The sequence below is a fragment of the Actinopolymorpha rutila genome (assembly GCF_013407855.1).
GTDB lineage: Bacteria > Actinomycetota > Actinomycetes > Propionibacteriales > Actinopolymorphaceae > Actinopolymorpha > Actinopolymorpha rutila.
In genome coordinates, this window is record NZ_JACBZH010000001.1 from 6434278 (window position 1) to 6459516 (window position 25239).

Consider the following 25239-nt stretch of genomic DNA (forward strand, 5'->3'; position numbering starts at 1 on the left):
CGTGAGAGTGACACGAGGGATTGGCGCCGCGGGCGTGTTCCTGCTCGCCACCGTCCTCATGATCGTTTCGCTCGTGTGCTGCGTGACCGTGGTGCTGCTCCCGTTGGGGATCCCGTTGGCGCTGTTCGCGGTGCGGCTGTACGGCAAGGGCACCAAGATGCTGCTCCCGCGCCCGCAGGAAGTGCAGCGCGGGCTGCACAAGCTGTGGGGGCGTAAGACCAAGAAGGTCCGTAAGGACACCGCGAGCGAGGTCAAGGGAGCCCGGAAGAGGTTCCGGAAAGCGCGCGACAACGCCGGCGACGAGGTCAGGGGAGCCCGGAAGGGCATCCGCAAGGCCCGCAGGAACGCCGGAGACCAGCTCGAGGGCGCGGCCAAGAGCGCCCGGAAGTCACGCAGGAACGCAGGACGCCGCGTTCGCAAGCTGCGCAAGTCCGCGAACATCTGAGCCTCGGCCGGATCGGCCTTCCGGATCGGACCGGCCGGTTGAGGACAGCTACCGCCTGATTCGGCGGCGCACCACCAGAGTGGGAATCGTGAAATCTGTTTCCAGCTGGTCCCTTCACCGCACCCTCGGCTCGTACATGTCCGGCGACCAGGCCGACGGCGGAGCCGACAACCTCGCGAAACCCGACGCCGGGATGGCCCTGCTCGACCTGCCGGCGGAGCTGCGGCGCCGCGGCTACGACACCGTGCAGTTGTGCCACTTCCACCTTCCCAGCCGCGATCCCGGCTACCTGGGTGAGCTCCGGTCGGCCCTGGAGTCGGAGAACCTCACCCTGGATGCCGTACTCGTCGACGACGGCGACCTCACGCATCCGAGCGACGCGGACACCCACCAGGACTGGATCGACGGCTGGCTCGACGTGGCCACCACGCTCGGCGCACACCGGGCGCGGGTCATCGCCGGAAAGCAGTCGCCGAGCCCGTCGCGGCTGGAGGACAGCGGCCGCCGGCTGGGCAAGCTGGCCGGGGACCACCCCGAGATCCGCGTCGTCACCGAGAACTGGTTCGCGCTCACCGCCGGAGCCGACGAGGTGCACGCAATCCTGGACGCGGCCGACGGCCAGGTGGGGCTGCTCGTCGACCTCGGCAACTGGACCGGTGCGGACAAGTACGACCAGCTCGCCGCGGTCGCACCGCGCAGCGAGACCTGTCACGCCAAGTGCCGCTTCGACGCCGACGGTCCTGACCGCGAGGACTTCACGCGCTCGCTGGAGGCGCTCCGCCAGGCCGAATACACCGGGCCGCTCGCCCTCGTCTACGACGGTGCCGACGACAACGAGTGGGACTGTCTGGAGCAGGAGCACGTCATCGCCACCAGCGTCTTTGGCTGAGCCGCTCGTCGCCCAAGATCCTGGGCGGCAGGTCCCCATCTTCGCCAGATCCCTGCTGGGCAAGGAGCATCGGACAATGCTGAATCCCGAGGTGGCGCCGGGAGCGTTCACCGAGCTGGACCGGTTCGTGTTCGAGTCGTGGGGTTACCTGGTGATCCCCGACGTACTGACCACGGCAGAAGCCGAGGAGTGTTACGACGCGTCGGCACGCCTGCATGCCGCTCGGGACAAGGAGTTCGGCCAGCTCGGCCGGGGCTACGAGACCGAGCCCAGCCTGGAACGCCTGATCGACCATCCGGCCGTACTCCCCAAGGTTCGTGGGCTGTTCGGCGACCGGTTCGTTCTGCAGTCGAGCTGGAACACCATGCAACCCGCGCACGGAGGGACGGGCGGGTGGCACCAGGACGGTTCGGGTGCGTACGACTTCGGCAGGCTCGGCTACCCGGTGCCGCTGATCCAGTTGCGGGCGTCGTTCCTGCTGACCGACCAGACGCGACCGGGCACGGGCAACATGGAGCTGATCCCCGGCAGCCACCGCAGCACGGTGCCGTTGCCCGCCGACATCCGTGCGGCTCGCGGGGACACGCCGATCGGGCACGTGATCTGCGCGCCGATCGGTTCGGTGCTGGTGTTCCACAACGGTGTCTGGCACCGGACGTACCGCCACGACGGGGACCGGGACCGCTACACCGCGCACTACGTCTACAGCCCACCGTGGGTACGCCCGGCCGACAGGCTCACCAACTCCGCCGATTTCCTGGAACGAACGACGCCCATGCGCCGGGCTCTGATGGGCGAGTTCGAACGGCCCGACGCACCGTACGGCGCGGGGTACGACCCACTGCCGTTCGACTGACTCTGCCGTTCGACTGACTCAGGGCCGGAGGACGCGTCGGCGCGGGTCGGACCATTCCGGGGGTACGTATTCGGGGTGGCCGTGGGTGCCCATCCGCACCAGCCAGCCTTTGTGGTGGACGGTGACGTGGTGGTAGCGGCAGAGCAGCACCCCGTTCGCCAGGTCCGTCGGCCCGCCATCGTCCCAGGCGGTCATGTGGTGCGTAATACAGCGCGGCTCCGGAATCTGGCAGCCGGGGAAGTGGCAGTGGCTCCCGTCGCGGATCGCCAGCGCACGCCGCTGGTGCTCTTTGAAGAACCGGTCGGAACGGCCGAGGTCGAGGACTTGCCCGTCTCCGCCGAGGACGACGGGGATGAGGTCGGCCTCGCAGGCAAGCCTGCGCACGGTGGCGGCGGAGATCGGTTTGCCGTCGCTGCCGAGGTAGCGGGCTGACCCGCCGCCTCCACACGTCGGGCACCCATCGTGGGGATCGATGGCACCCTCCGGCCCGACGGAGTCCTCCGGCCCCGCCGCGCCAGTCCCGGGCTCCGGCTCCGCTTCGGTGTTCGGTTGTGAATGTTGCCGTTGCCGGGGTGCTCGCGGTGGTGGTATCCCGTCCGCGAGTGAGCCGGTACCGGGTGATCGCCGTTTCGGCTTACCAGCTTGGCCTTCGTCCTGACCTTCTGCCTCCTCCGGCTTCGGCTCCCCGGCCTGGTCGGCCTTGGCGTTTTTGGTGGTGGCGTATTTGGGGTCTGTGCAGGGGCAGGTGCACGGCTTGGGCCGGATGATGGTTGCGGTGTCGTCGATGAAGCCCGCACCGGTGCCCTTGAGCATCGCTTCCAGTGGGATAGTGACCGCGACCTGCGGCGGTCTCCCGCCACGGACCGGTGCGGTCGCCGCAGCCGCGAGCAGCCCGAGAGCTTCGGCGAACGCGTCACCTCGCCGCTGGTCGATCGGCCGCCGGTCCGGCTCGGCCCCCTTCACCGGCTCCGCAAGGGGCTCGATGATCTTGCGGAGCAGTTCCATCTCCCACGCCGGCAGCGTGATGTGCACCGACTCCGACTGCGGAACCCCGTTCGGCACATACCGAAGCGACCGCTTCTGCTCGGCCTTGCGGTCCTTCCTCTCCAGCTCCTCCCGCATGAGCCGGTCGTACTCCTCCGGCGCGATCCGCTCCAGCAGTTTCTCGCCCAGCACCCGTAGCTCGTCGGGATTGGCGAACCGGGCTTTGGTGATCAGGAACTCCTCGGCCTGGTGGCGTTCGTCCAGGCCCACGTACTCGGGGAGTTTCTTGATCGCGTCGGCGATGACCTGCGCCTGTTTCGACGACACCACACCGGCCGCCAATGCTTCGCCGGTCAGCCGGGCCTCTTTGTCCAGGTCACGGGCGAGGCCGACGGCCGCGGAGGACTCGTGCTGACTCATCCGCTGAGCCGTCCGCAGATAGACCGTGGCGTTCGGCGCACCGGTCAACCTGCCGACATCACACGCCTCGGCCTGACGAACCACCTGCAGTTGGGCGGCGTGCAGCCGGGCGATCTCCCGCCCCAGCACCTCCAGCACCGGGCCGGCCTGCTCGGCCGTCAACGACAACACCGACGTCGACAGCACCGCGTCGTTGCCGGCCGTGACCAGACCCAGAGCACCCAGCAGCGGATGCGGCGATGCGCCGCCTCCGCTGCCGAGAGACTCCTGGGTGGTCGAAGACATGAGCGAATACTATCGGCCACCACCGACAGCAGTTCGTAGCCCACAGAGCGGGATTTCCCTTCGTACAAAGGAGAATCGAAGACCGCCCTGCCAGCAAGAGGCCCCTACTCGAAGGCCGACCTGCGTAAGATCCCGACGTCGTCAGTCGCCGTCGGAGTGCAGGCGTACGACTCCTTCTTCGTGGTCGACCAGGAAGAGCGTGCCGGGTGGGAACTCGCCGAGTGTCTCCGGCGGCAGCTGGACGGTGCCGTCACCGGCGACGACGGCGAAGTCCTGCCCGTCGCGTCCCTCCGCGCCGACACGGCCGTCCCGGATGGTGACCACCCGGCCGAGCTGGGTGCCCACCTCCGGGTCGTGGGTGACGACGACGACCGTGGTGTCGCGTACGGCGTTCACCGACTTCAGCGCGGCCACCACCTCGTCCCGGCCGGAAGTGTCGAGCTGGCTGGTCGGCTCGTCCACGAGCAGCAGTCCTGGTCCGGCTGCGATGCCGACGGCCAGGGCGGCGCGCTGTTGTTCTCCGCGCGTGAGCTCGGGCGGCTTCGACCTGGCCATCGCCGAAAGCCCAACCAGGTCGAGGATCTGCTCGGGTTCGGCGAGCTCGATGCCCTTGGTCGCAGCGGCCCTGCGCTGGGCGAGCCAGACGTTGCGCACCAGACTGGCGTACGGCAGGAGGTTGCGCGCGGATCCCTGCAGCACAACGCCGATCTCGGTGCCGCGCAACCGGTTCAGCTCCGCGTCGCTCAGCTTCCCGATGTCGTAGCCGCCGACCACGATCCGGCCCGCCGAGGGCCGCATCAGCCCGGACAGCAGGGAGATCAGCGTCGACTTGCCTGACCCGGAGGGGCCGACCAGCGCCACCATCTCACCGGAGTTGATCGACAGGTCGACACCGGACAGCGCGACGACGTCGGAGCCCTCGATCCGGTAGATGTGCACGACCCTTCGGCATGCCACCGCCAAGCCCATCAGCCACCCGCCTCCTGCCGTCCCTCGACCAGTCGTCCTTCGACGAGTCGTCCCTCGACCAGGCGGCGCTGCCACCAACCGCCGGCGACGGCACCCGCGACGAGTACCCCCACCACCAGCAACTCCAGCGCCGCGACGTGCGGCCACCGCGGCCAGTTCGCCAGCAGCGACGCGTCGACGCCGAGCGGCAGCCGTCTGCTGGTGGCGAACCACGCCACGCCCGCGGCGACCGCGCCGGTGACCGCACTGGTCACCACGATGCCGCCGTACGACCACAGCGCCGCACCCGTCGTCAGACGTTCGGCCGCGCCCTGGATGCGCAACGCGCGCATGCCGGGGTTCCACGTCCTGCGGTCGACGGCCACCACCAGTGCAAGGGCACCGAGGCCGACGAGGACGGTCACTCCCGCCGCGAGCTGGTAGGCGTGCAACGCCATCGCGGCCCCGGACTTCTCCAGCGAGTCGCGTACCCCGCCGACGGTCCGGTCGGTGACGATCGCCAACCCCTCCTTGCGCAACCGGTCGAGGACCTGGTTCGGAGTGCCGGGCGCCAGCCAGACCTGTGGTGTCGTCGCGAAGCCGGGCTCCGCCGTCAGGCGTTCGGCGTAGGTGAGGTCGATCAGCGCGCCCTTCGCACCGATGCCTGGCAGGGTCGCCACCTTCGCCTTCGCCACGAAGTCGACCGGCTCGCCGTCGATGTTGGTCAGCTGCTTGCCGGGCATGGTGCCGGCGATGATCGCGGGCAGCGGGTAGGGCACGTCGACGGCGTGGAGTACGTAGTCGTGACCGGGCCGCGGCGAGGTCTGGGTCAGCAGCAGGCCGTCCTGGTCGCCGATGATGCGCAACTGGTCGGTGATCGGTCCGCTGCCGGACGTACGCCACCGGCGGGGGTCGGCGAGTTCGGCACGGGTCAGTACGTCTCGGCCGTCCAACCGCAGCGCGGCGACGTTGACCCCGATGCGCTGCGCGCCCACCGCGGTGGTGCTGATGCTGATCCCGGCCAGCCGGCACTTGTCCTGGCACTCGCTGAGCTTGGCGCGGTAGATGGGTTTTCCGTTGGCTACCGGCCCGAACTTCACCGCCACCTGGTCGTTCTTCGGCGTGCGCAGCAGCACCGTGGCCGAGAGGGTCTTGTCGGCGGTGAACGGGTCGGTCTCCAGTCGTACTGTCAACTCGCCGTTGCCCACCATGATCGTCTCCGGCGCGGGTGGACGCAGCAGGCTCGCGAGCTTCGCCGGGCTCGGCCCCTCGCCGTGGCCGGCACCGTCCGGCCACCTGCCGACCTTCGCCAGCCTGGTGGCGTCGACGCCGAGGACCGGAGGCTGGGAGCCGTCCCCGCTCGGCGCGGACACCACCGCCATCGCGTGCCGGCCGCTCGGGTCGGCGGCCCGCACCGCGCGCAGGAGTTCGGTCCGGTCGACGTCCTGGACCTCGAGGACCCGCTCGGCGCCGAGCAGTTGCTCGGCCGTCGCCTCGCGTCCCTGGGCGGCCACGTCCGTCGTGGTCACGCCGAAACCGAAGGTGCCGAACGCCAGGGCGAGTACGACGAGCAGCTGCACCGAACCCGGCCGGCGGGCGAGGTAGAACGCCGCCACCGCGGGCCCGACCCGCCCACGGCGCAGGGACCACCGGCCGGCCATGCCGATCAGCGGCCGGACCGCGAGCGACACCAGCATCGCCACCGCGAGCACCACCACGACCGGTGCGGCGACCATGACACCGACCAGCGACCCGCCGAGGGACCGCGTCTCGGCCACGACCACGACGCCGAGGGCGACGACGACCACCTCGACCGCCGCCACGACCACGCGGCGGGAACGGGACGGGACCTGGCGCAGCAGCGCGCCTACCGGAGCGGAGAGTTCCCGGCGCAGGGCGAGCAGGGCGGCGACGATCGTTCCGGCGGCGGCGACCCCGGCCGCGAGCAGCTGGGCCCGGTCGACGCCCACGAAGGCGGTCTCCCCCGACACGGTGAGGGTGACGAGCGCACCGGTGACCAGGAGACCGACGGGTACGCCGGCCAGCAACGGCAGCAGGCTCTCCGCGGACATGCTCAGCGCCCGGGTCGGCCATCGCGCACCCCGCAACGCGACCGCTCCGATCTCCTGGCGGCGGCCCCACACTCCGTGCCCGACGGCGAGGTGGATGACGAACCAGCACAGGGCGATCAGCGGCGCCGCGGCGATCGGCAGCAGGGCACGGGCGTGCTTGCCGTGCGCCTCGATCCGGTCCAGCAGGGACGGCACGGTGGACAGCAGGCCGCCGCCGTACGGGTCGTCCTCGAGGAGCCGGCGCTCGGCCGCCTTGAGCTGCGAACGCACCACCGGAAGGCGGTCCGGCGTGAGCAGGCCGGTCGGCATGATCGAGTCGAGGTAGAGCGTCTCCTGCCGGTGCAGCAGGCTCCCGGTCGTCGCCCGGTTGGTCATGATCGCGGGCGGTCCGAGCCGGCCGAGCGGGTCCTCCAGCGACCAGTACGCCGACTTCGGGTGGTCTGCCTCGAACACCCCGACGACGGTGAGCGCGACCGCCGGGCCGTCCGGCTCCCACGTCTGGTCCTTGCGGCGTACGGGGGTGAGCGTCACCTCGTCACCGGCGTGCACCTTGGCCACGGGAACCAGCGCGGCCGGCAGCGCCACCTCCCGGCTGCCCACCGGGCACCTTCCCTGCGTGAACGTCACGTGCCGGCAGAAGCCGTCCCGGGCGAGCAGGTTTCGCGGTTCGGCCTCCGGGCGGCCGCGCTCGATCCCCCGGACGTGGAGCTGCGCGGTGGTGACCGGGGTGAAGCCCTTCAGCCGGGACCGTGCGTCGGTGTAGGTCTGCAGGCCGTCGGCCGACTCCAGCACGTCCGTACGCAGGTTCGGCGAGTCCACCGACAGCGGCGGCATCGAGACCGTGCGGTCGGCGTTGTCGGCGACGGCGACCTCGTTGCGGATGGCGGCCCGGTCGATGGCCACCGCGAACGCGGGCACGCACACCGCCGCGAGGGTGGCCGCCATGGACAGGACGAACAGCGTCAGCGCCTGGCCCCAGCGGGTGGCCAGCTGTGCGAGCACGACCGCGATCATGGCCGCGCCCGGCGTACGAGAGCGGAACCGGACGCGACGACTACCGTGCCCAGGACGACGACGGCGGCCAGTGCGGCGGCCAGGACGGGGTAGCCGCGGGTGTCCACGGTGGGCAGGACGTTCCAGCCGTCGACGAAGCCGGGGTACAGGATCCGGTCGACCGCGGCGCCGGCGACTCCGGCGGCGAGCCCGATCACCGCTGCTGTACCGACGAGAGTCCCGAGCGAGCCGTAGCCGACCGCGCGGATGGCGCGCGCGTCGACACCCTGGGCGCGCAGAGCGGCGAGCTCGGCCGCCCGGCCGGGGCGTTCGCGGGCGGCGTCGATCAGGACGGCGCCGGCCGCGAGCAGCAGGCCGACCAGCGCGACCGCGACCTGGAAACGTACACCGACCGCACTCCCCTCCGCGCGCAGCTGGGTCAGTCGGGTGGACATCGACTCCTCCCGCAGGGTCGTCAGCCCGTGGTCGTGCAGGCTCGCCACGACGGACGCGGGCGCGTCGGCGGACAGCCACACCTGCGGGAACCCCGAACCCGCGAGCGGGAACGGCACCAGCCGTTCGGCGTAGGTGAGGTCGACGATCGTGCCGACCTTGTCGTGGCGGGGTACGAGGGAACCGGTGCGGACGATCTGGGCGGGGACCGCCGCGCCGGGCAGCGGGATCAGCCGCGTCTCCTCGGCCGGGTCGGGCCGCCAGCCGGCGACGAGCGCGGGCAGCAGCACCGGGGTGTCCGCGACGAACGCCCAGTCGTTGCGGTCGAGCGGGACGTTCTCCGGCGGCTGGGAGACGGTGAGCCGCAGGCTGTCCTTCCCGGCGGCGATCGTGGGGCCGAGGTCGCGGGGGCCCACGGCGGGCCGCCAGCGTTCGGGTGCCGCGAGCAGCGCCGCCGGCAGCGACGACCGCTCGGTGACTGCCGCGTCGGTGGCACGGACACCCGTGCCGGCAGCCCCGGCCGTACTCCCACCGCCGGCCGGATACAGGTCGACCCGTGCGCCAGCGGTCGCCGGTTCGTACCCCACGCCGGTCGGGTCGGCGACGGACCCGGTGGCACCGTCGGCCCGCCGGTCGCCGAGCACCTGGACGCCGACCAGCCGGCAGCCGGCCGCGCAGGTGCGTACGTCTGCGGAGTACGCCTTCCGCGTGCCGGTCAGTGGGCCGACGATGGCGTCGACCGGCTTGCCGTCCTTGGCGGTTCGCAACCGGACCCGCAGGTGCAGCGGCTCACCGCCGGGGTCCTGGCCGGACGCGTCGACGACGAGCCGGCCGGTGCGCAGGGTGACCGGGTGCGGCGCGGACGGCCGCAGTGCGGCGGCGACGATCGCCGGGGCGCCGCCGTACTCCTTGCGCCATCCGGTGACCACCGACAGCCGGGTGGTGTCCATCGCAAGCACCGACGGGTCGCCAGTGCTCTCCCCCGGCTGGTCGACGACGGCCATGGCGTACTTCCCGCTCGGGTCGGCGGCGCGCACCGCGGCCATCAGCTGTGCCGGGTCGTCGGCGTCCACGGTGAGGACGCGGTCGGCGCCGAGCTCCAACGCGGCCCGCTGCACCTGGGTGCGCGACGTGGTGTCCCAGCCGACGAACGCGGTGGTGACCAGGGCGATCGCCACCACGACCAGCGCGAAAAGCCGGTGGGTCTCCGGCCGCCGCGCGGTCAGCGCCGCGATCAGCGCCATCGCCGGGCGGCCGGCCTGGCGGGCGCGGAGGGTGAGCGAGTTGGCCAGCGGCGGGACTCCCCAGGCGGCCACCAGCGCGACGGCGAGCGCGACCAGGGCGGGCGCGAGCAGTGGAAGTCCCTCCACGCTGCCGCCTACCACGACGGCCTGAACGACGCCGTACACCGACAGGCCGACGAGTACGACGTCCACCAGCGAACGCCGCCAGCCGGGACGGCGGACGGGGATCCGGCGCAGCAGGTCGCGCGCCGGGGTCAGCAAGGTGCCGACCTGTGCGGCCACCACGGCGACCAGCCCGCCCACCAGGGTCAGCCCGAGCAGCAACAGGGACAGCAGCAGGGCGGTGCGCTGGCCCGCGGCGTCGAGGTTTCCGGCCATGGCGCGGCCGACGGCGAAGCCCGCGGCCGCACCGACCACCGCTCCACCCACCAGCGGCACCACGCTCTGGCCGAGTACGAGCACCCACCCGCGTCCCGACGGCGCACCGTGCAGGCGCCACCAGCCGACGTCACCGCGGATCTGCACCGCGGCCTCCCGGACCACCACGGCCAGGGCGAACCACGTGAGCAGCAGCAGCACCACCACGCCGACCCCGACGCCGGCGAGGACGTTGCGCCGGTCCTGGGAGATCCGGTCGAGCAGGCCGTCCAGACCGGTGATGCTGGTGGAGAACCCCTGCTGTCCGAGGGTGGACAGGTCGGCGTTGATCTGTGACGCGAGCCCGTCGGTGTTCATCGTGGCGAATGCCGCGGGCGAAGCCAGCAGGTCGTAGGTGAAGGTGGTCTGCTCCCAGCCGCGCATCGTCGCCGGGACGGTGAACGCCGTCGCCTGCTTGCTGCGGTCGTCCGAACCGAGGCCGACGAGGTAACCGTCCGCCCAGTACGGCTCGCTGGGGTCGGTCACGCGGTAGACGCCGACCAGCCGGGCCCGGCTCGGCTTCTTCCCGCCGGTGAGCGAGAGGTCGTCACCGACCTTCAGGGACAGCTGGCTGGCGAAGGCCGCCGGGAGTACGACCTGACCGGCCGCGGTGGGACGGTTCCCGGTGACCGTGAGATGGCGGAAGACGTCGTCACGGTAGGCGACCTTGACCACGGCCGCCGAGCTCTTGGACCCCGCGAGGCGCACGCCGCCCGGTGCGAACGCGCCGTTGATGGTGGCGAACCCCGGCGGCCGGAACGCCTTCCGGGCGTCCTTCATGGCGGATTCGGACGCGGTGTCGCTGGTGCCGCGCCAGGCCGACAGCCAGCTCACCTGGACCAGCCGCTGCTCGACCGGGGCGCTCCCGACCGCGGCCACCCCGACCTGCTGCTGGGCCTTCACGGCGTAGAAGGGTGCGGCCGTGACCGCCGCGCCGGCGAGCAGCGCCACCAACATGACCACGATCGCCGGCCCGCGCCGGGCACCCAGTGCGCCCCGAAGCACCGCCCACATGCCGTGGCCTACGCCCTGGCCGTCGGGGATGCGGTCGGCTGGGTCACAGCCTGTGCCGCCTGTGCTGCCTGCGCGCCCTGGGCGTCCGCCGCGGGTTCTGACCGGACGATCTCGGCGCGCCCGTCGACGAGGTGCAGCTCGGCGTCACACACGGCGGCCGCGTCCGGGTCGTGGGTCGCGAACACCACGACCGCTCCCCGGTCGGCTTCCTTACGCAGCAGGTCCATCACCGTCTGCCGCGACACCGCGTCGAGCTCGCTGGTCACCTCGTCGGCGAGGAGTACGTCACCACGCAGGGCGAGGCCGCGGGCGATCGCGGTGCGCTGCTGCTGCCCACCGGACAGCTCCTCCACCAACTGGTCGCGCTGACCGGCCAGGCCCAGCGCCGTGAGGCACTCGACGGTGAGCCGGCGCGCCTCCGCCGCCCCGCGGCCGTTGGCCAGGAGCGCCACCTCGACGTTCTCACCGGCGGTCAGGAACGTCGCCAGGCCGTTGTCCTGCGGCACCAGCACCACGCCCTGGGAGACGGCGTGGTCGCGGTCACCCAGCGGCTCGCCGTCCAGACTGATCGTTCCCTCGGCCGGGCGCAGCAGACCGGCGATGGTGGACAGCAACGTGGACTTGCCTGCCCCCGAGCGTCCGCTGACCGCCAGCATGTGGCCCGGCTCCACGGTCACCGTCACGTCCTGCAGGACCGGTCGGCCGACGTCGTACGCGGCGGTCAGCCGGTTCACGGAGACGGTTCGCAAGGCTGCCTCGCATCACCTCGGGCCATGAGGGCATGGGTCGACCACACCCCGGGAAACTGTGCTGCACGCTACCCGGATCCCGCCGCCCGCGCGATGCCCGGCGATGCCCCATCCAGGACAACGCGTGGCCGGAAAGGGCAGGACCGAAAGTGCGCGCCCTACGTCTTCTTCCAGAAGTACTGCTCGGGAGCGGACGGGCCGGGCTCGCAGCAGTCGTCGATCATCTCCCCGCCGACACCGTGCAGGTCGTTCTGGACGACGTTGTACCTCGCCTCGGGCAGCACGGTCCCGATGACGTAGAACTCCTCCTGGGAGATGCGCAGGATCTGCATGAAGAGCTCGTCGCGCTTCTGCTTGTCCGGCGTGACCTTGATCTGGTCGAACAACCGCATCTGCCGCAGTGGACCGGTCGGCGGCTTCTCCCCCTGCGCGCCCTTCGACTCGTACCACCGGCCCCACTCCACCGCGTACGCCGCACCGGCGTCCACGGGGAAGTACCACCCCGGGCCGAGCATCGGCAGGTCGCCGCCGTCGCCGTCGTCCATCACCGCGTCGTGGTTGTTGGCATCGACCCGGTTGAACAGCAGGGTGGCGTCCTCCACCTTCACCTGCACGTCGACGCCGACCTTCTTCCAGTAACCGGACGCCAGTTGGGCGACGTCGGCCCACAGCGGGTTGAAGTTCGTACGTACCTCGACGGTGAATCCCAGCCGCTTCCCGTCCGGGCGCAACCGGAACCCGTCGCTGTCGCGCCGGCGGTAGCCGGCCTTGTCCAGATGCGCGTTCGCCTTCGCCGGGTCGTGCTGGGTGTACTGCTTGGCGAGTTGCTGAAGATAGAGCCCGGACTCCTTGCGGGGCGAGGTCTGCCACGGCTCACCCTGGTTGAGGAGTACGACCTTGATGATCTCCTGACGATTCAGGGCGTACGAGAGACCGATGCGAAAGTCCTTGTTCTGCATGACTTTCCGCATCTCCGGGTCCTTGTGCGTCTGGTTGAGCAGGAACGTCGCGTCGTTCATCCGCGACGAACCGATCGCGATGAAGTGGAAGCGGCCCTTCTCCCGCCCACGCGCGAAGACCGGCTTGCTCTGCAGGGTGACCAGTCCGGGCGTGACCAGGCTGTAGTCGCCCTGGCTCAGCTTGAGGGTGCTGACCTGTGGGTCGGTGATGATGTCGAACACGACCCGGTCGAGGTACGGAAGCTGCCGGCCGTCGCTGTCGGTCTTCCAGTAGTAGGGATTACGGCTGACCACCAGGCGGTTGCCGGACTGCGAGGACAGCTTCCACGGGTAGATGACCGGCAGGTCGGTGTTCTGCCAGGAACCGAACTCCGTCGGACCGTTGCCGCCCTTGTTCAGGAAGAGTTTCGTCCAGTCCGGCTGGCCTTCCTGCTTCGCCAGCTTGTCCGCGTCCGGGTTGTACTTCTTGTGGAACTGCTTCAGGTAGTGCTTCGGCAGGCAGTGGAGTACGGCACCACCGGAAGACGCGACCTGATCCAGGAACAGCCCCTGCGGCTTGGGAAAGGTGAACCGCACCGTCGTGGCGTCGACCTTCTCCAGCTTCGCGGGTTGGCCGTCCGGCGCGAACTGCGAGGGCATCACGGGGTAGAGGTCCTTGTTGCTCAGCACGTCCTCGTACCCGAACACCAGGTCGTCGGCCGTGTAGGGCTTTCCGTCCGACCACTTCATGCCGGCTCTCAGCTTGAACGTGTAGACGCGACCGTCCTGGCCGATCTCCCAGGACTCGGCGACGTTCGGCGAGATCTTTGTCTGGTCGACGTCCCACCGCACCAGCGGCTCGTACGACAGCGAACCGACCAGGTGCGGGTCGGCGTCCACCGACGTCAGGATGGTGTTCCAGGTGCCGCCGTACACACCGCCCGGCTCGGTGGGGCGGATGACCATCGGCTTGGCCGGCATCCGCTTGGCACGCGCCGGAAGCTTGCCGGCCTTCACCTGGTCGCCGAGGTCCGGCGCCTCCTTGAGTCCGGTCCCGGCCTTCCCTGCGCCCTCACCTCCGCCCTTGCCGCCGCCCTTGTCCGACGGGTTGAGCGACAGGGCGGAGCACCCGGCGACGGAGAAGGCCGCGACCGACGTGAGACCGAACCGGAACAGTTCGCGTCGGCTCGGCGTTCGCTCCGGCGCTCGATCCAGTGCCCGTTCCGCCGTACGGCCCGGCCGATGGTTCGGTGTTCCGGCTGTCTTCATCACGCACATGCTCCTCGTCGGAGTCGGGACCCCCGCTGGCGTGCGCCCATCGTGTCCGTACGGAATCTGCGTGTAAAGAGTGGCCGATGTTTGCGGCCGACCTCGGCAATCGATCTGTTTCGACAGCGACGTATGTCAGGCCGCGGGGAGTCCGCTGTTCTCCGGCAGATTCGTGTACGCACGACGGCGGGACCAGTCATGGGTGCAGGTTGAGATTGACGTCGATTCTTCTTGTGGGTAAGGGGTTTCCCGCGAGCAGTAGTGGATCTTGTTCGGTAGAATCGAACGCATGAGCGACGGCGGGGAGCACTTCGACGGCCACCTGGGCGATGGGTCCGGTGGTCGTCGGGTGCTGCCTGCCGGGTTCGCTGATCTGCCGGGCGGGCCCGAGTTGGCGGCGGCGGTCGCTTCGGTCGACGTCCGTGAGTGCAACGGGTGGGAGCTGGAAGAGCTGATCAAAGGCCAGCGGCGGTTGATCTGCTGGCTGGATGCTCAGTGTCTGGCGGCGGTGAACGAGCTGACCTACGCCGAGCCCGGCATGCGTGATGAGCCGGCCGGACGGACCGTCGCACCGGACCCGATGACCCCGGAAGTGCTCGAGCCGCTGCTGGGGTGGACCGGCTACCGCGCGCACCAGTACGTGTCTTTGGCCGCCACCCTGCCCCGCCTGCCCCGGGTACGTGAAGCTCTGGCGACCGGGAAGTTGGAGCTCAACGAGGTCCGCACCATCGTGGACCGGGTCACCGACGCCAAACCCGACCTGTGGGGCGCCATCGAGGACGCCATCTTCCCCAAGGTCCTGGAGTTGCGCGGCGGGTTGCTGCGCGCGAAGGTCGAGGCAGAGGTCCTCAAAGCCGACCCCGAAGCCGCATTGAAGCGGCATCGGGCCGCGCGGACCGGGCGGAACGTAGCGATGTGGCCCGCCGTCGACGGAGTCGCCGACCTCGCCATCCGCGGATTATCCGCCGCCAGGCCGCCGAGGCGTACGGCTACATCGACGCCATCGCCCGTGCCGTGAAGTCCACTGGCGACTCCCGCACCCTCAGCCAACTCCGCGCCGATGTGGCTGCCGCCCTACTGACCGGCACCGCCGACATCACCGACTGCTCCGCCCCCACGACCACCGGCAGTCAGGCCGACCAGACACCCGGCGAGACCGAACAGGACCAGACCGAGCAGGACCAGGCGGCAAAGGAGCAGGCCGAGCAGGGCGAGACCGGGCAGTGCGACGCGGAAGGCAGCGCGCCGCATGGACAGGGTGAGACCGAGCGGACCGACACCCAGTCCGAGCAGGTGCCGGACGAGCAGGCACAGGGTGAGCCCCAGAAGGCGTCGGGTGTGCAGGGGCACTGTGCCGTTCACCGCTTCCCCGACCACGACCGGCACAGCGCCGACTGTGACTGCGGTGACTGCGCTCCCGCCGGGACCGGAAACACCACGCCCCACTACGCCCCTGCCACTGCTCTGCCGCGCACGACGCCGCCGCCGAGCGCAACGCAACTACGGAGAACGCAGCCGCCGGACTTCCAGCTGCAGGGCAGATCCCGCAGCAGAACCGACGGCCCGATGAGGTGACTGACCCGTCAGCGGGCGGGACAACAACACCACCGCAAGCTTCGCCGCCCTGGTCTTCCTCGCAGCCGAGCTGGGGTGGGATACGAACGCGCGCGAAGATCCAGCTGAACGTTCCGCTGACCACCCTGATGGGACTGTCCACCCAGCCCGGTGAACTCGGCGGGTTCGGACCCGTCATCACCGAGGTCGCCGAACGCCTGGTCGCGAACAACCTCACCAACCCCGAAGCCCGATTCACCGTGGGTGTCACCCACCCGGTCACCGGACGGCTACTCCACCTGCATCCCATCCCGGCCAGGTTCCTGCGCGGGCTGCAGGCAGAACTCGTCCATGCCCGCGACCAGCGCTGCGTGTGGACCACCTGCCGCAGACCCGCAGCAACCTGCCACCTCGACCACAACACCGAACACCACGACGGCGGGGAAACCGCCGTGGACAACATCGCCCCACTGTGCCCCCGGCACCACAAAGCCAAAACCGACCGCGACTGGAAACTCCAACAGACCGGCCCCGGCGAACACACCCTCACCGACCCCTACGGCCGGCACCACCGAAGCGGAGCACCATCCCTCACCGACCCAGCACCACCCGAACCGGCACCCGCCACCGCCGGCACGAGGGCGGCCGACGACGACCTGCCGCCGTTCTGAGAGCCCGTCCCTGGTCCAGAGGTGGGTTACCCGACAAGGCGGAGGACCTCACCGAACAGTTCGGTGGGCGACGGGTTGACGAGGGCGCCCTCGGCCTCGCGGTCGGCGTACTCGCGCATGTCGGCCGCCTGCTCGTGGTCGAGGCTGAATGACGCCTGTGCGGACACGTAGTTCAGGTAGCCGGCGAGGTTCGCGCTGAACGCCTCCATGCCGGTCACGCGCCCGTGACCACCGGCCTGGCGGTAGGCGCGCAGGAACTCCCGCACCCGGTCGGCGTACACAACACCGTCGTCGGTACACCAGGTCGTCAGTACGCCGGCGAGCACCCGGTCCGGCATGCTCGGCCCGGCATCCTCCCAGTCCAGCAGCACGTGGCGTCCGGACCCGTCGATGAAGACGTTCTGAGGCTGGAAGTCCAGGTGACTGTAGATCAGCGCCGACCGGTCGGCCGGTTTCACCTGTGCGCACAGGGTGTTCAGGAGCGGGATCCGCTGCTCCAGCAGGGGTGCCCACGGCCGCTGGTCGGCTTTCCCCTTCACCAGCAGGGCGTCCCACTGTTCCGGCGTCGGCACCTGGTCGTGCCACGGGTCGGGATCGACATCGGCATAGGAGTGCCGCAGCCCGTGCAGAACGCCGAGCGTGTGCCCGACCCACCGGATGACGCCTGGCTCACCGGCCTCGACCGGGCGCCCTTCCACCCAGCTGAACACCCGCACGTCCGCGCCGCCGAGTTCGGCGGGCAGAGTGCACACGTACCGGCCGTCGACCGTACGCAGGTTGGCGGGCGAGGCGACCCCGGCGGCCGCCGCGGCGTCGCGGAGAGAGGCCTCCCGGACCACCGCGGCCTCGTCGAACCCCCAGAACAGTTCCTTGACCGCGTAGTCACGACCCGGAAGCGACAGCCGCCAGATCCGGCCCATCGCACCGCGGGCGACCGGGGTCAACCGGCCGTCGCCCGAAGGTTCACCTCGCTCCGAACGTTCAGGCTGCACGGGCGCACCGGTACGGCCGCTGTCGAGCGCGAACCTCTCACACACGTACCGGATCGCGGCCGGTGTCGGCTCCAACCTTCGCTGCACCGTCATGCCGACCTCGGCAGCCCGAGTGCGGCCAGCGCCTGACCGAGTACGTCCTCAGCGGGAGCGGTGGCGTCCAGGTCGATCACGACCCAACCGGTCGCCTCCCGGACGTCGCCGTCAAGGAACAGCACGAGCGGCACCAGGTCGTCCTTGTCCCGGAATCCCTGGGTGACCTCTGCGAACTCCGGATTCCCTATCCCGGGAGCGACACCTTCGATCATCACCAACCGTGGACCCGTCACCTGGGTGAGGATGTCCGCTCCGGCGCGTCGGGAGCAACCGGTTTTGACCTCAGTGGGGGCCAAGTGCCGTTCCCCTTGCCACACTGGTCGGCATGTCGCTGCGCAGTACGCCTCCCCCGCCGGTTCGTGGTCCAGTCGACGTCGCGAAGGACGCAGAGCGCCGCTCCTCCGCCGTACTCCCTCCACAGCTGCGACCCGGTGACCGTGTCCGGTTCGTGTCACCGGCCAGTCCACCGAGCCGGGAGGGTGTCGAACGCGGTATCGAGATCCTGACCGGCTGGGGCCTGCGGGTCGAGGTCGCCGACCACGTCTTCGACCAGGTGGGCTATCTGGCCGGTACCGACGACGATCGGCTGGCCGACATCAACGCGGCACTGCGCGACCCTGGCGTACGCGCTGTCTTCGCGACGCGGGGCGGCAAGGGCGCCTACCGCATCGCCGGCGATCTCGACTGGGACGCCGCCCGGCGCGACCCGAAGCCGCTGGTCGGGTTCAGCGACGTCACCCACCTGCATCTCGCCCTGTGGCGGCACTGCCGACTTGCGGGCATACACGGCCCGTTCGTCAACTGGTACGACGAGTACACGGGTCCCGACGCGGCGGAAGGGCTGCGCCGAGCACTGATGACCACCGACCGCGTCACGGTGCACGCCGACCCGGACGTACCCACCGCGAAGGTCACGATCGAGGGAACGGCGACCGGTTTCCTCCTCGGCGGCAACCTCACCGCGATCTGCAACGAGGTCGGCGCGGACCTGCCCAGCCTGGACGGAGCGATCCTGTTCATCGAGGACCAGAAGGGCACCGGGCTCGGCCAGGTCGACCGGCAGCTCACCCAGCTGCTGAGGTCCGGCTCACTGGACGGGGTGCGCGGCGTGGCTGTCGGCCAGTTCCCCGGCTTCGAGCAGGACACCGTGCACGGGTGGACGGTCATCGACGTACTGCGTGACCGGCTTGCCAGGCTGGACGTTCCGGTGCTCGGCGGTGTTCCGGTCGGCCACGCGAAACGACTCGACCTCCCCACTCTCCCGCTCGGGCCCCAGGCCACGATCGACACCGCGGCCGGGACCCTGAGCATCGAGGCAGGTGTGCGATGACGAACCGAGAACCACTTCGGATCGGCATCGCCGGAGCGGCGCGGGGAGCGGGCTTCGTCGCCGGGGTTCGGGTGGCGGAGTCGGCCGGGGCTGCACGACTGGAAGCGGTCTACGACCCGGACTCCTCCGCGGTGGAACGCTTCTCGCGAGAAAACGACGTGCCGACCACCTGCGCGAGCTTCGAGGAGTTGCTCGAACGCGTCGACGCGGTGGTGCTCTCCTCACCGCAGCACCACCATGCGCCCCAGGCGATCGCCGCACTCGACGCCGGCGTGCACGTGCTGTCGGAGGTACCCGCCGCGGTGAGCCTGTTGCAGAGCGAGGCACTCGTCGGGGCCGTCCGCGCAAGCACGGCGACGTACGCCATGGCGGAGAACTACTGCTACATCCGTGCCAACCTGATGGTTCGTACGATGGCGCGGTCCGGCGTCTTCGGCGAGCTCTACTACGGCGAGGGCGAGTACCTCCACGACGTCCGCGACCTGCAGCAGACGCCAAGCGGGCAACGCAGTTGGCGGTCGTACTGGCAGGCCGGCCGCAACGGTTTCACCTATCCCACGCACAGTCTCGGCCCACTGCTGCAGTGGTTCGACGACCGCATCGTCGCGGTCAGCTGCGTGGGCACCGGAAACCACACCGCACCCGAGCACGAGATCGACGACACCGTCGTCCTGCTCGCCCGTACCCGCCGCGGCGCCCTGCTGCGCGCCCGCCTCGACATGCTCTCCAACCGGCCTCACCTGATGGACTACTACTCGCTGCAGGGAACCACCGGCGCCTACGAGGCGGCGCGAGCGATTGGACAGGAGCCCCGGGTCTACGTGCGCGGGCGCAGCACCGAGGGCGCGTGGGACTCGCTGGACTCCTACGCGGCCGACTTCCTGCCCGCCCGTTATGCGCAACCACCGACCAGCGCGGGGCACTGGGGCGCCGACGCCTGGCCGATCCTCGACTTCCTCGAGACCGTACGCGAGGGGCGGCCACCCCAGGACTCGATGCCCGTCGACGTCTACGCCGCGCTGAACATGACCCTCCCCGGAGTCGTGTCCGAGGCCTCCATCAACCAGGGCGGGACCTGGATCGCGGTGCCCGACCCGACGAGGTTCACCGCCGGCATCGGCACCGAACCCGGCCGGGCGAGCCCGCTGGCCTAGGGTCTGACCCACCCCGAACGCCACCGGACCCGGCTCCCGTAGCAGCTTCGGCGACACCCCGGAGGAAAGGTCTGCATGAAGCTTCTTCTCACTTCCTCAGGCATCAGCAACCAGAGCATCTCCGACGCGCTCGTCGAACTGCTGGGGAAGCCGATTGCCGAGTCCCGCGCCCTCTTCGTTCCGACCGCCATCTACCCGTTCCCCGGCGGTGCCGGCATGGCATGGCGGGCGATCTCCGGAACGGCTCAGAGCCCGCTGTGCGAGCTGGGTTGGAAGTCCCTGGGAGTGCTGGAACTCACCGCGCTGCCGACCATTCGGGAAGAGAGTTGGGTTCCCATGGTCCGGGACGCCGACGCGCTGCTCGTCTGGGGCGGTGATGTGCTCTATCTGTGTCACTGGATGCGGCAGTCGGGCCTGGCAGACCTCCTGCCGTCGTTGAGCGATTCGGTCTACGTGGGCGTGAGCGCCGGGAGCATCGCGGTGACCCCCTACAACTGTGACGCGGAGTTCGACCTGGAGTTCGTGCCCACAGGCAGCGACATGGCGCAGGGAGCCGGGAGGGCGCTGGGGCTGGTGGACTTCACGTTGTATCCGCACCTCGATCGCGAGGACATGCCGGACACTTCTCTGGCCAACATAGAAAAATGGGCGGCCGGGATCCCGGTCCCGACGTACGCGATAGACGACGAGACGGCCATCAAAGTGATCGACGGCACCGTTGACGTCGTCTCCGAAGGGCACTGGAAGCTGTTCAACCCCTGACACAGAATCTGCGCTTCGACGCCATCAGTGGGTTCGCAACCCACGCTGATTCACGTTCTCGAACGACTCCGCGGCGCGGGCTGCGGTGCGCGACGCCCAGCGTCCGGTGCTGAGCAGCCCCAGCGCGACGATGCCGACGCCGAGTCCGAGTACCAGGAACCACACGCCGTGTGCCGTACGGACGAATGCCGGCCCGCCCTGCCCCACCGCGGATCCCACGACGGTTCCGGAGATCGCGACGCCGAGCGTGACGCCGACCTGCCGACCGGTGGAGACCACCGACGCCGCCACCCCGGTCATCGCGCGCGGCATGCCGGCGACCGCGGTGTTGGTGATCGGCGGATTGACACAGGCCAGGAAGACGCCGAACAGCAGGAAGGACGCGAGTACGCCCGGCAGCGGAGTGGACGACCCGAGCAGGAGTGACACGCAGCCACCCAGGGCCAACGCGGATCCGGCGACCAGCAGTGGCAGCCGGGGACCCCGCGTCCCGACGATGCGCCCCACGGCCGGGGACAGCGCCGCCACCAGCACCCCGACCGGCAGCATGCTCAGCCCGGCACTCAGTGGCGACATGGCCCGCACGTCCTGGAGGTACTGCGGGGTCACGAACAGGAACGCACCGAAGGCGCACAGCGCCAACAGCGCCGTCATGATCGCGCCGCCGAACGACACGCTGCGGAACAGGCGCAGCTCCAGCAGCGGATCCGCCCGCCGCGGCTCGTACGCCAGAATGCCCGCCACGCTGAGCGTGGCGACGGCGAGAAGGCCGAGGATGACCGGTGACGTCCAGCCGAATTGCCTGGACTCGATGATCGCGTAGACGACACTGCCCAGCAGCAGGATGACCAGCGTCTGTCCCACCGGGTCGAACCGGCGCGCCCGGGGTGCGCGGGACTCCGGCACGAACACCGCGGTGAATCCGATCGCGGCGACGACGATCGGTACGTTGACCCAGAAGATCGAGTGCCAGCCGAAGCCGTCCACCAGGGCACCGCCGAGGATGGGGCCAAGTGCCAGCGCCAGGCCACTCACCGAACCGAACACACCGATCGCCCTGGCCCGCTCGACCGGATCGGGGAACGCCGTGGCGACGATCGCCATCGCCACCGGGTTGAGCATCGTGCCACCGACGGCCTGCAGGGCACGCGCCGCGACCAGCCAGCCGATGCTCGGCGCCAGGCCGCACAGCAGGGAGCCGAGTCCGAAGAACGCCAGACCGATCTGGAAGACCCGCCGCCGGCCGACCCGATCGGCGGTCGATCCGCCCAGCACCAGGAAGCCGGCGAGCACGAGCGTGTACGCGTCAACCGTCCATTGCAGCCCGGATGTCGTGGCGTGCAAGTCGTGGCGAATCGCCGGCAAGGCGACGTTGACAATGGAAACGTCCATGATCACCACGAGCATGCTGATGCAGCAGATCGCGAGCACCACGGGGCGGTGGCGCCGGTCGAGTGCTGCCGCGGGGGCAATCGTCGAAAGCGTTGAGCTGCTCATGACGACGAAGCTAGGATTTAGAGCGTGCTCGAAGTCAAGCCGAAGTCCGAAGCCCTACCCGACCACGCCGTCCCGGAGGCGGGCCTGAGCATCGCCGAGGCCGCCGGCCGCACGGGCGTGAGTGCGCACACCCTGCGCTACTACGAACGCGCCGGCCTGGTCGTCACCGATGTCGACCGCACCGCCGGCGGACGGCGGCGCTACCACCAGCTCGACCTGGACTGGATCCTCGTCTGCACCAGGTTGCGCGCCACCGGCATGCCCATCAAGACCATTCGCCGGTACGCCGAGCTCGTGTCCGCCGGACGGGGCAACGAGGAGGAGCGCCTCGCCCTGCTGGAGGCGCACCGCACCGAGGTGCTCGCCCAGTTGGCCGACATCCAGGAGAACCTCCGGCTGATCGACCACAAGATCGACGTCTACCGCGGCCGGCTCGACGCCGGTGACGCCGACCAGCTGTGGGCGCCCACACCCGACGGCGAGGCCCGCGACCGCGCCGGCCGCTGATCACCTTCTGGCCCGCCGCGCTGGGATGCCGGGGCGGTTTTGGCCTGGGGCCTGATCGGTAGGTACTGCATGCCACAGGTCTTTGCCCAGAAGGTGCCCGGAAGGTCCTCAGAAGGTGCGGTGCAGGTGACGCGGTCGAGACGGGCGTCGGAGGCGGCCGGCGCTTCGGCACGCCGGGCCGTGCTGGTCGCGACCGCGTGTGGACTGGCGGCCGCAGCGATCGCCGCGGTCGCCGTGCCCGCGCCGTACCTGCCCCTGATCGGCTGGGACGTGGGAGCGCTGGCGTTCCTGTTCGTCATCTGGCGACGCATCGGCCGCCTCGACGGCCCGGCGACCGCCGCCGACGCGAGCCGGGAGGACCCCACCCGAGCTGTCGCCGACCTGACGCTGCTCGTCGCCGCGCTCGCCAGCCTGGTCGCGATCGGCTGGATGATCGTCAGTGCGAACGACCGGAATCCGCTGGACGTCGTCCTGCACGTCGGGCTCGGGGTCCTCAGCGTGATCGTCTCGTGGGTGGTGGTGCACACGATCTTCACGCTGCGGTACGCCCGCCTGTACTACTCGGACGGCCGCGGTGGCGTGAACTTCCACGACAGCGACCCCGAAGCCCAGCCGCGCTTCGTCGACTTCGCCTACATCGCCTTCACCGTCGGGATGACCTACCAGGTCTCCGACACCGAACTGCGCACCTCCGTGTTTCGCGCTCACGTGCTGCGCCAGGCGCTGATGTCGTACCTGTTCGGCGCGGTCATCCTGGCACTCCTGATCAACCTCGTCGCCGGGCTGAACCGCTGACACCGATGTGCGGGGCCTGCGGTGCTGTGGTCAGCCCAGTAGCCGGCATCCGTATTCGACGTAGAGGTCACGTAGCTCCTCTGGGTCGAGGCGCTTGCCGCTGTGCAGGACGTCGAGTAGTGCACTGGTGCGCGCGGACATGACGAGGAGGTATCTCGCCGGGTCCGGGTCGGGATTGCAGAAGGTGTGCGGGATGCCGCGCGGCCCGATCACCGCACCACCGGCAGGGACGTCGGCGCGACGGTGCCCGAGGTCAGTCCCGGACGCGGACCGGCCGGATCTCCACCCCACCGTGCCGCGTCTGCACCTCCGGCAGCCGGGAAGCCAGCTTGATCGCCTCGTCGAGGTCCGCGGCCTCCAGCAGGTAGTAGCCGCCGAGCACCTCCTTGGTCTCCACGAACGGCCCGTCGGTGACCATCAGCCGGCCGCCGGCGTCGTTCCGCAGACTCGTCGCCGCGCTCGTCGACTCCAGCTCGTTCCCGCCGAGCAGGCCGGACCCGGCGGCGGCACTGAACTCGCCGTGCGCCTTCATGTAGTCCTCCACCTCCTCGGCCGTCAACGCGTCCCACTTCTGCTCGTCTCCGTAGATGAGAACCAGATACTTCGCCATGACTGTGATGTCCGTTTCGGGTGGGGCTCGGTCGGCCCGTTCACGTGAGTGACGAACGAACCGTCCGCCGATCGACACTTTGCCCGGCCGGAGTTCACGAGTCGTCGACGCCCCACAGGACCCGCGCGAGCGCAGCCTCGCCATCGCGCCGTCAGTCGTCGGTGGTCGACGCTCGGACGACGAGCCGCGGCGGGACGAGTTCCAGGCCGTGGTGCGGCTGCCCCTCGATCGCGTCCAGCAGGAGTTCGGCCGCTCGCCTGCCGAGGTGTTCCAGCCGTGGGTCGACGGTGGTCAGCGGCGGGCGGCTGGCCAGTGACATGACGTCCCAGTCGTCGTAGCCGGTCACCGCGACCTGGCCGGGCACGTCACACCCGCGCTCGCGCAGCCGGTCGGTCACCCCGCGCGCCACCTGGTCGCTGCCGCACATGATGGCGTCGAACCCGGGGCCTTCCGGGCTGGCTGACGTACGCAGCAGCACGTCGGTGGCCTGCCGGCCCCAGCGTTCGGTCCACTCGCCGAACAACGGCTCACCGGCCACGTCCAGGCCGGCCCCGCGCAGCGCTTCCCGCGCCGCGTTGACCCGCACCTGCGCGCTGTGCCGGTCGGCGCGTCCGGTCACCAGCGCGACGCGCGTGCGGCCGAGCGCGAGCAGGTGCGCCACCGCCATCCGGGCGCCGGCCGCGTCGTCGGGCACCACCGACGCGTCGCCATCCGCCTGGGACGGCGCGTACGCGTAGACCACGGGAACGGGAACGTCGATCGGGCGGCGTGGCTCGGTGTTGCGTCCGGTGACGATGATGCCGTCGACGCGCCGGCCGAGCAGGGCGCGGACGTGGTGCTGCTCGCGTACGGGGTCGCCGCGGCTGGTGGCGAGGAGGGCGGACACCTGCCCGGCGGCGAGGGCGTTCTCGGCGCCGAGCATCACCGGGATGCTGAACCGCCCCGCCGAGTCCGAGCTGAGCAGGCCGACGCTGTAGGAACGCCGGGACGCGAGCGTGCGCGCGCTGCCGTCGGGGACGAAGCCCAGGCGTTCGGCCGCCTCGCACACCCGCTCCCTGGTGCTGGCCCGCAGTGCGCCCGTGTTGTTGAGGGCCTTGGACACCGTGCCGGGCGAGACGCCGGCGAGGGCCGCAACATCCACGATGCGGACGGGCCGTGAAGTGGAAGCCACGGTCGTCCCCTCCTCGGTTTTCCGTTTCCGTAGGTTTCCCGGAGCTGGGGTGGAGTGAGTGTAGCCAGCAGGCGGTCCCGGGGCAGCCCGAACCAAGCTGGCCGCATGTGGTCGTAACCGGTGC

23 protein-coding genes are annotated in these 25239 nt (G+C 70.3%); 11 read left to right on the forward strand and 12 right to left on the reverse strand.

The genetic code is table 11. The annotated features are described in order from the left end of the window. Position 1: 1 nt before the first annotated feature. From F4554_RS28885 to F4554_RS28895, 3 genes are all read left to right on the forward strand, one after another. A complete protein-coding gene (locus F4554_RS28885) occupies positions 2–445 on the forward strand; it encodes a hypothetical protein (protein WP_179790766.1) in 444 nt (147 codons plus the stop codon). 88 nt (positions 446–533) lie between these two features. Beyond that, positions 534–1334: a sugar phosphate isomerase/epimerase family protein gene (locus F4554_RS28890; protein WP_337796242.1), complete on the forward strand. Its 801-nt coding sequence runs from the start codon at positions 534–536 to the stop codon at positions 1332–1334. 76 nt (positions 1335–1410) lie between these two features. Then, positions 1411–2190: a phytanoyl-CoA dioxygenase family protein gene (locus F4554_RS28895; protein WP_179790767.1), complete on the forward strand. Its 780-nt coding sequence runs from the start codon at positions 1411–1413 to the stop codon at positions 2188–2190. A gap of 18 nt (positions 2191–2208) precedes the next feature. Here the strand turns inward: F4554_RS28895 and F4554_RS28900 are convergent, their stop codons facing one another. The 6 genes from F4554_RS28900 to F4554_RS28925 all read right to left on the reverse strand — a co-directional run bounded on the left by F4554_RS28900 (position 2209) and on the right by F4554_RS28925 (position 13976). After that, a complete protein-coding gene (locus F4554_RS28900; protein ID WP_179790768.1) occupies positions 2209–3879 on the reverse strand; it encodes an HNH endonuclease signature motif containing protein in 1671 nt (556 codons plus the stop codon). A gap of 141 nt (positions 3880–4020) precedes the next feature. After that, positions 4021–4848, reverse strand: coding sequence for an ABC transporter ATP-binding protein (locus tag F4554_RS28905; protein WP_179790769.1), 828 nt, complete (start codon positions 4846–4848; stop codon positions 4021–4023). Continuing rightward, positions 4848–7901, reverse strand: a complete 3054-nt coding sequence (locus F4554_RS28910) for a hypothetical protein (RefSeq protein WP_179790770.1) — start codon at positions 7899–7901, stop codon at positions 4848–4850. The genes F4554_RS28905 and F4554_RS28910 overlap by 1 nt, the downstream gene beginning before the upstream one ends. Positions 7902–7909: 8 nt before the next feature. Continuing rightward, entirely contained in the window at positions 7910–11020 is a 3111-nt protein-coding gene (locus F4554_RS28915; protein ID WP_179790771.1) for a hypothetical protein, read from the reverse strand. Positions 11021–11028: 8 nt separating this feature from the next. Further along, the gene (locus F4554_RS28920; RefSeq protein WP_179790772.1) at positions 11029–11769 is read right to left on the reverse strand and encodes an ATP-binding cassette domain-containing protein; all 741 of its coding nucleotides are present in this window, start codon (positions 11767–11769) and stop codon (positions 11029–11031) included. Between the two features lie 158 nt (positions 11770–11927). Beyond that, positions 11928–13976 carry an ABC transporter substrate-binding protein gene (locus tag F4554_RS28925; protein WP_179790773.1) on the reverse strand — a complete coding sequence of 683 codons (2049 nt, stop codon included), beginning with the start codon at positions 13974–13976 and terminating at the stop codon, positions 11928–11930. 289 nt (positions 13977–14265) lie between these two features. On the opposite strand from F4554_RS28925, the gene F4554_RS28930 reads away from it, so the two are divergent. From F4554_RS28930 to F4554_RS28940, 3 genes are all read left to right on the forward strand, one after another. Next, positions 14266–14994, forward strand: coding sequence for a DUF222 domain-containing protein (locus F4554_RS28930; protein WP_179790774.1), 729 nt, complete (start codon positions 14266–14268; stop codon positions 14992–14994). Then, entirely contained in the window at positions 14991–15551 is a 561-nt protein-coding gene (locus F4554_RS28935) for a prolipoprotein diacylglyceryl transferase (protein WP_179790775.1), read from the forward strand. Before F4554_RS28930 ends, F4554_RS28935 begins: the two co-directional genes overlap by 4 nt. A gap of 128 nt (positions 15552–15679) precedes the next feature. Continuing rightward, positions 15680–16201 (forward strand): HNH endonuclease signature motif containing protein, encoded by a 522-nt coding sequence (locus F4554_RS28940; RefSeq protein WP_179790776.1) that lies wholly within the window; start codon positions 15680–15682, stop codon positions 16199–16201. A 26-nt stretch (positions 16202–16227) separates the two neighbouring features. Here the strand turns inward: F4554_RS28940 and F4554_RS28945 are convergent, their stop codons facing one another. Both F4554_RS28945 and F4554_RS28950 read right to left on the reverse strand, forming a co-directional pair. Next, complete coding sequence (locus tag F4554_RS28945) at positions 16228–17286, reverse strand: phosphotransferase enzyme family protein (protein ID WP_179790777.1); 1059 nt, start codon at positions 17284–17286, stop codon at positions 16228–16230. Then, positions 17283–17522, reverse strand: coding sequence for a hypothetical protein (locus tag F4554_RS28950; protein WP_179790778.1), 240 nt, complete (start codon positions 17520–17522; stop codon positions 17283–17285). Before F4554_RS28950 ends, F4554_RS28945 begins: the two co-directional genes overlap by 4 nt. Before the next feature lie 92 nt (positions 17523–17614). On the opposite strand from F4554_RS28950, the gene F4554_RS28955 reads away from it, so the two are divergent. From F4554_RS28955 to F4554_RS28965, 3 genes are all read left to right on the forward strand, one after another. Beyond that, positions 17615–18619, forward strand: coding sequence for a S66 peptidase family protein (locus F4554_RS28955; protein ID WP_179790779.1), 1005 nt, complete (start codon positions 17615–17617; stop codon positions 18617–18619). Further along, positions 18616–19773 carry a Gfo/Idh/MocA family protein gene (locus F4554_RS28960; RefSeq protein ID WP_179790780.1) on the forward strand — a complete coding sequence of 386 codons (1158 nt, stop codon included), beginning with the start codon at positions 18616–18618 and terminating at the stop codon, positions 19771–19773. The genes F4554_RS28955 and F4554_RS28960 overlap by 4 nt, the downstream gene beginning before the upstream one ends. A gap of 75 nt (positions 19774–19848) precedes the next feature. Beyond that, entirely contained in the window at positions 19849–20535 is a 687-nt protein-coding gene (locus F4554_RS28965; RefSeq protein ID WP_179790781.1) for a Type 1 glutamine amidotransferase-like domain-containing protein, read from the forward strand. A gap of 24 nt (positions 20536–20559) precedes the next feature. Here F4554_RS28965 and F4554_RS28970 read toward each other — a convergent pair whose 3' ends face one another. Further along, on the reverse strand, positions 20560–22032 hold the full coding sequence (locus F4554_RS28970) for an MFS transporter (RefSeq protein WP_179790782.1): 1473 nt from the start codon (positions 22030–22032) through the stop codon (positions 20560–20562). 24 nt (positions 22033–22056) lie between these two features. Here F4554_RS28970 and F4554_RS28975 point away from each other — a divergent pair, with 24 nt between their 5' ends. Continuing rightward, positions 22057–22539 (forward strand): MerR family transcriptional regulator, encoded by a 483-nt coding sequence (locus tag F4554_RS28975; protein WP_179790783.1) that lies wholly within the window; start codon positions 22057–22059, stop codon positions 22537–22539. Positions 22540–22665: 126 nt separating this feature from the next. Beyond that, a complete protein-coding gene (locus tag F4554_RS28980; RefSeq protein WP_179790784.1) occupies positions 22666–23334 on the forward strand; it encodes a DUF1345 domain-containing protein in 669 nt (222 codons plus the stop codon). 30 nt (positions 23335–23364) lie between these two features. Here F4554_RS28980 and F4554_RS28985 read toward each other — a convergent pair whose 3' ends face one another. The 3 genes from F4554_RS28985 to F4554_RS28995 form a co-directional block, all read right to left on the reverse strand. Further along, the gene (locus F4554_RS28985; protein ID WP_179790785.1) at positions 23365–23547 is read right to left on the reverse strand and encodes a hypothetical protein; all 183 of its coding nucleotides are present in this window, start codon (positions 23545–23547) and stop codon (positions 23365–23367) included. Positions 23548–23587: 40 nt separating this feature from the next. After that, a complete protein-coding gene (locus F4554_RS28990; RefSeq protein WP_179790786.1) occupies positions 23588–23944 on the reverse strand; it encodes a YciI family protein in 357 nt (118 codons plus the stop codon). Positions 23945–24095: 151 nt separating this feature from the next. Then, complete coding sequence (locus F4554_RS28995) at positions 24096–25115, reverse strand: substrate-binding domain-containing protein (RefSeq protein ID WP_179790787.1); 1020 nt, start codon at positions 25113–25115, stop codon at positions 24096–24098. Positions 25116–25239: the final 124 nt, after the last annotated feature.